This window comes from Stenotrophomonas sp. (genome assembly GCF_036662295.1).
GTDB lineage: Bacteria > Pseudomonadota > Gammaproteobacteria > Xanthomonadales > Xanthomonadaceae > Stenotrophomonas.
In genome coordinates this window covers 1-5744 of the sequence record NZ_JAVWXA010000161.1, presented here as the reverse complement: position 1 = coordinate 5744, position 5744 = coordinate 1, and the positions used below count along the sequence as shown (strand labels likewise).

The 5744-nt window shown below is 66.3% G+C and carries 5 protein-coding genes and 1 pseudogene; 4 read left to right on the top strand and 2 right to left on the bottom strand.

The features are described 5' to 3' along the window. The coding region (locus RSA25_RS18715; protein WP_332810334.1) for an AMP-binding protein at positions 1–966 on the bottom strand (966 nt) is incomplete at its 3' end. Positions 967–1156: 190 nt separating this feature from the next. Here RSA25_RS18715 and RSA25_RS18710 point away from each other — a divergent pair. Beyond that, positions 1157–1603 (top strand): hypothetical protein, encoded by a 447-nt coding sequence (locus tag RSA25_RS18710; RefSeq protein WP_332810333.1) that lies wholly within the window; start codon positions 1157–1159, stop codon positions 1601–1603. A gap of 110 nt (positions 1604–1713) precedes the next feature. On the opposite strand, the gene acnA is transcribed toward RSA25_RS18710, so the two are convergent. Next, positions 1714–4467, bottom strand: a complete 2754-nt coding sequence (acnA, locus tag RSA25_RS18705; RefSeq protein WP_332810332.1) for an aconitate hydratase AcnA — start codon at positions 4465–4467, stop codon at positions 1714–1716. A gap of 285 nt (positions 4468–4752) precedes the next feature. Between acnA and RSA25_RS18700 the strand changes: the two genes are divergently transcribed. From RSA25_RS18700 to RSA25_RS18690, 3 genes and pseudogenes are all read left to right on the top strand, one after another. Continuing rightward, a complete protein-coding gene (locus RSA25_RS18700) occupies positions 4753–4977 on the top strand; it encodes an AbrB/MazE/SpoVT family DNA-binding domain-containing protein (protein ID WP_038688544.1) in 225 nt (74 codons plus the stop codon). A gap of 7 nt (positions 4978–4984) precedes the next feature. Next, positions 4985–5383 (top strand): type II toxin-antitoxin system VapC family toxin, encoded by a 399-nt coding sequence (locus RSA25_RS18695; protein WP_332810331.1) that lies wholly within the window; start codon positions 4985–4987, stop codon positions 5381–5383. Positions 5384–5445: 62 nt separating this feature from the next. Next, positions 5446–5744: pseudogene (locus tag RSA25_RS18690) on the top strand (aconitate hydratase B); the annotation flags it as partial.

Genomic DNA, 5744 nt, shown 5'->3' with positions numbered 1-5744 from the left:
GTCGAAGCCGGGGGTGTTGAGCAGGCCGTTGAACAGCGTGTTGACGCCGGTGATGGCGGTGAAGCGCACCGACTTGAGCTCCTTGACGAAGCCCTTCATGTCGCGCGGGTTGGTGATCAGGTGGTTGCAGCCGCCGAACTTCATGAAGACCAGGCCGTTGGCCGTCAACGCGAAGATGTGGTACAGCGGCAGGGCGGTGATGATCACTTCCTTGCCCGGCTCGATCCCCGAGGTGGACAGCCACGCCGAGGCCTGCTGCATGTTGGCGATCAGGTTGCGGTTGGTCAGCATGGCGCCCTTGGCCACGCCGGTGGTGCCGCCGGTGTACTGCAGGAACGCCACGTCCTCGTGGTCGATCTCCACCTTGGGCAGGGTGTGCGCGCTGCCCAGCTTGAGTGCCTGGGTGAACCGCACCGCGCCGCGGATGCTGTAGTTGGGCACCATCTTCTTGATGTACTTCAGCACGAAGTTCACCACCACGCCCTTGAGCCCGAGCATGTCGCCCAGGCCGGTGGTGATCACCTGCTTGATCGGGGTGTCGGCCAGCACCTGCTGCACGGTGTCGCCGAAGTTGTCCACCACCACCAGCACCGCCGCGCCGGAATCGACCAGCTGGTGCTTGAGCTCGCGCGCGGTGTACAGCGGGTTGACGTTGACCACCGTCAGGCCGGCCCGCAGCACGCCGAAGGTGGCGACCGGGTACTGGAGGCAGTTGGGCATCATCAGGGCGACGCGATCGCCCTTCTTCAACTTCAGCTCGCCCAGCAGGTAGGCGGCGAACTGCTCGACCAGCGCGTCGGTCTCGCCGTAGGTGAGGGTCTTGCCGAAGCTGGAGTAGGCGGGGCGGTCGCGATACTTGACCACCGAGGAGTCGAACACGGCCGAGACCGAATGGAACTCGTTGACGTCGATTTCGGCAGGCACGCCGTTGGGATAGCTCTGCAGCCAGGGACGTTCCAGACTCATATTCCCCCTCCAGGAATCGTTGATAAGAGTGTGTGCTGGCCCCGAGTATCAGCCAATTCACGTCCGGGCAGCATACCGGGCCGAATGGAAAAGGCGAAGGGGGCGTGAAAACCGGCCCGGTTCGTACAGATCCTACAGACGGGCGCCGGCGCGATGGCGATGATCAAGGGCCCCCTGAAGGAGTTGCACCATGGTACGAGCATGTGGCCTGGCCCTGCTGATGTTGTCCTTGACCGCCCCGGCGAATGCGGCGCCGGCACCGTTGCAGCAACTGGACTTTCCGGTGCTGGCGGTGGGCGACACCGGCCAGTTCCGGCTGCGCCTGGGCGCGCATCCGGCGGGCCAGGTCGTCTACAGCGCGCATGCGTTGAGTGGCGCGGACCCGGTGGGACAGGGTTACCGCTTTGTGGGGGTGGCATGTCCGTCCGGCTTCCATGCCAACGTGCACCATGAGGATCGTGGGGTGGTCTGTTTCCGCACCGCGGGGCCGGCGCATCCGCCGCTGGAGATGGTGGTGACCGTCTACAACGAAGGCGCCGCCGACGGCGCCACGCGCAAGGAAGACGGTTTGTGGGTGATCGATGCGCAGGGCACCAAGGTGACCTCGGCCTGGCATCTGTTCGGGGTGCGGCCCTGAGCGGGGCAGGTCACCACCGTCGGGGGTGACCTCCCGCATGCCGCCGGGAGCGCCCCGACCAGCGGTCGGGGCTTATCGGATGGGGCAACACCCCGACCAACGGTCGGGGCCTACCGGGCCGCCAACTGACGCAGCACGTACTGCAGCAGGCCGCCGTGCTTGAAGTACTCCACTTCCTTCGGGGTGAGCAGCATCACGTGCGCCTCGAAGGTCTTGGCCGTGCCGTCGGCCTTGGTCGCGGTGACCGTGGCCGTCTTGCTGGCCCCATCACGCAGGCCGCTGATGTCCACCCGCTCGGAGCCGTCCAGGCCCAGGCTCTGCGCGTTCTCGCCGGCCTTGAACTGCAGCGGCAGCACGCCCATGCCGACCAGGTTGGAGCGGTGGATGCGCTCGAAGCTCTCGGCCATCACCGCCTTGACGCCCAGCAGGTTGGTGCCCTTGGCCGCCCAGTCGCGCGAGGAGCCGGTGCCGTATTCCTTGCCGGCAAACACCACCAGCGGCACGCCGTCGGCCTTGTACTTCATGGCCGCGTCATAGATGGCCAGCTTCTGCGGCTCACCACCATCGGCCGGGTAGTACAGGGTGTTGCCGCCTTCTTCGCCGCCGAACATCAGGTTCTTGATGCGGATGTTGGCGAACGTGCCGCGCACCATCACATCATCGTTGCCGCGACGGCTGCCGTAGCTGTTGAAGTCGGCCGGCTGCACGCCGTGCTCCTGCAGGAAGCGGCCGGCGGGCGAGTCCTTCTTGATGTTGCCGGCCGGGGAGATGTGGTCGGTGGTGATGGAGTCGCCGAACAGGCCCATCACCCGCGCACCGTGCACGTCCTCGATGTGGCCGACGTCCATCGTCATGCCCTCGAAGTAGGGCGGGTTCTTGATGTAGGTCGAGCTGCCGTCCCAGTCGTACAGGTCGCCATCGGGCGACTGGATGGTGTTCCAGCGGGTATCGCCCTTGAACACGTCGGCGTAGTTCTGCTTGAACATCTCCGGCCCGATGGTGGCGGCGATGACATCGCCGATCTCCTTGTTGCTCGGCCAGATGTCGCGCAGGTACACCGGCTGGCCATCGCTGCCGGTGCCCAGCGGCTCGGTGGTGAGGTCGATGTCGGTGGTGCCGGCGATGGCGTAGGCAACGACCAGTGGCGGGCTGGCCAGGTAGTTCATTTTCACTTCCGGGTGCACGCGGCCTTCGAAGTTGCGGTTGCCCGACAACACCGAGGTCACCACCAGGTCGCCGGCGGCGATGCCGGCGCTCACTTCGGCCGGCAGCGGCCCGGAGTTGCCGATGCAGGTGGTGCAGCCGTAGCCGACCACGTAGAAACCCACCTTCTCCAGCTCGGTGAGCACGCCGGCCTTTTCAAGGTAATCGGTGACCACGCGCGAGCCCGGGCCAAGCGAGGTCTTCACCCACGGCTTGCGGTCCAGGCCCTTGGCGGCGGCGTTGCGGGCAAGCAGGCCCGCGCCGATCATCACCGCCGGGTTGGAGGTATTGGTGCAGGAGGTGATCGCGGCGATGACCACCGCGCCGTCCTTCAGGCGGAAGCGCTGGCCGTCCAGCTCCACATCGCTGTAGCCCTTGGCCAGCTGTTCGTTGCCTACGGCCGCGCCGCCGCCCTCGCTGACGAAGGTGGACACTTCGGCGGTGCGCTTGTCGCGGTTGGTGGTCAGGCCGACCAGGCTGTCGCGGTAGTTCTGCTTGACGTCTTCGAGCAGCACGCGGTCCTGCGGGCGCTTGGGACCGGCCAGCGACGGCTTGACCGTGCCCATGTCCAGCTCCAGCGTGGCGCTGTAGCTGGCGTGCGCGGTCTGCGCGTCGTGCCACAGGCCCTGGGCCTTGGCGTAGGCCTCCACCAGCGCGATCTGCTCTTCGCTGCGGCCGGACAGGCGCAGGTAATTCAGTGATTCGTTGTCGATCGGGAAGATGCCGCAGGTGGCGCCGTACTCGGGGGCCATGTTGCCGATCGTGGCGCGGTCGGCCAGCGGCAGGTGCTGCAGGCCCTCGCCGAAGAACTCCACGAACTTGCCGACCACCCCGTGCGAACGCAGCATCTGGGTGACGGTGAGCACCAGGTCGGTGGCGGTGGCGCCTTCGGGCAGCTTGCCGACCAGCTTGAAGCCCACCACCTGCGGGATCAGCATCGAGGACGGCTGGCCGAGCATGGCCGCCTCGGCCTCGATGCCGCCCACGCCCCAGCCCAACACGCCGATGCCATTGATCATGGTGGTGTGGCTGTCGGTGCCGAACACCGTGTCCGGATAGGCAACGGCCTTGCCATCCTTGTCGGCGGTCATCACCACGCGGGCCAGGTTTTCCAGGTTGACCTGGTGGACGATGCCGGTGTTGGGCGGCACCACCTTGAAGTTGTCGAAGGCCTTCTGGCCCCAGCGCAGGAAGCCGTAGCGCTCCATGTTGCGCTGGAATTCGATCTTGCCGTTGAGGTCCAGCGCGTCGGGGGTGCCGAACACATCCACCTGCACCGAATGGTCGATGACCAGTTCGGAGGGGATCTGCGGGTTGATCTGTTCCGGGCGGCCGCCCAGCTTGACCACGGCATCGCGCATCGCGGCCAGGTCGACCACGCACGGCACGCCGGTGAAGTCCTGCAGCACCACGCGCGCGGGCATGAAGGCGATCTCGGTGTCCGGCTCGGCCTTGGGGTTCCAGCGCGCCACGGCCTCGATGTGGTCGCGGCCGACGGTGGCCCCGCCGTCCTCATGCCGGAGCAGGTTCTCCAGCAGGATCTTCATCGAGTAGGGCAGGTGGGAGATGTCGAACTGCTGTCCGAGCTTGGGCAGGCTGAAGTAGTCGTAGGTCGTGCCGCCGACATCCAGCTGGCTGCGGGTGGAGAACGAATCGCTCATGCGGGGTGACTCCTCTTGCGGATGGCTTGCATTGGTCCGCGCGAGGGCGGGCCTGCTTGCGTTCGCCGTTGGCCGATAGGCCCGGTGACCGGTCCAAGTATGAACCATTCAGCCGGCCTTCGGCCTGCGGCATCGGGTCTCAGACTACATAGAGATATGTATCGCTGATGTCATCGGGGGTGCCTATCTTCTGCAGGGCCACGGCGCCTGGGGGCGGCCACGGCGAGAGTGGAAGTATGCCCCCGCAAGTATGTATAATTTGTGCATACTTTGGAGGGCGTACCGATGGAAGCCACCGTTGCAGAACGCGGACAGATCACCCTGCCCAAGGCGGTCCGTGATGCGCTGGGCCTGACCAAGGGCACCCAGCTGAAGGTCGAGCTGGACGGCAGCCGGATCATCCTGCGCAAGAGCGTGGACGATGCGATCTCGCGCGCCCGTGGCAAGTTCGCGCTGGACGGCTTCGATTCGGCGCAGGCCGCCGTCGACGCGGTCCGCGACGCGGAATGAGCCGCGCATGATCGCCGTCGATTCCCCGGTCCTGATCGAACTGCTCAGCAACGGCCCCCAGGCCGACGCGGTGGAAGCCTGCCTGCGTCAAAGCCTGGTCGGCGGGCGGGTGGTGATCTGCGGGGTGACCCTGGCCGAGGTCTGCGCCTCGCTGCGCGGCGGGGCCGAAGTGCAGGGCGCGCTGGAGGAAATGGGCATCCATTTCAGTCCACTGGAAGCCAAGTCCGCCTTGCGCGCCGGTGAGATGCACCGCCGCCACCGCCAGCGCGGCACCGGCAAGCGCGGCCTGGATGATTTCATGGTCGGCTCGCACGCGCTGCTGCAGTGCGATGGCCTGATCACCTGGAACGACACCTTTTACCGCGACTACTTCAAGGGCCTGAAGCTGATCGTGCCGCACGCCTGAGCCCACTTATTCAACCGCCGTATTCAACCGCAGTCTTTTCAAAGAATTTCCCGGGAGTTGTCATGTTGGAAGCCTACCGCCACCACGTAGCCGAGCGCGCCGCGCTTGGCATCCCGCCGCTGCCGCTGAGCGCCCAGCAGACGGCCGACGTCATCGAACTGCTGAAGAACCCGCCCGCCGGCGAGGCCGAGTTCCTGCTCGACCTGCTGACCCACCGCGTGCCGGCCGGCGTGGATGACGCCGCCAAGGTCAAGGCCTCCTACCTGGCCGCGATCGCCTTCGGCACCGAAACCAATGCGCTGATCAGCCGCGAGCGCGCCACCGAACTGCTGGGCACCATGCTCGGCGGTTACAACGTCGC